The 230-nt window shown below is 42.2% G+C and carries 1 rRNA gene; it reads left to right on the top strand.

Annotated elements, in window-relative coordinates:
- Positions 1-155: 155 nt before the first annotated feature.
- A 16S ribosomal RNA gene (locus GPK58_RS12665) occupies positions 156-230 on the top strand; the annotation flags it as partial.

Genomic DNA, 230 nt, shown 5'->3' with positions numbered 1-230 from the left:
TTAAAGAACGGTTTAAACAAACCAAAAGCAGTAAAAACGAGAGATAGCCAAACGGTTGTCTTGAGTAAACGAATCAAACACTTCTTAAGCCTTTGGCTTAATCAGTGTGAGTCGCAATTAAGTTGATGCGAGCATCACTGAATTGCTAACACATTTTATCAGAGAGTTTGATCCTGGCTCAGGATGAACGCTGGCGGCGTGCTTAACACATGCAAGTCGAACGGGAAACC

This window comes from Blautia sp. MCC270 (assembly GCF_018785605.1).
GTDB classification, from domain to species: Bacteria; Bacillota; Clostridia; order Lachnospirales; family Lachnospiraceae; genus Blautia_A; species Blautia_A fusiformis.
Note: the sequence above shows the minus strand (reverse complement) of the source record. Positions and strands in the feature narration are given on the sequence as shown.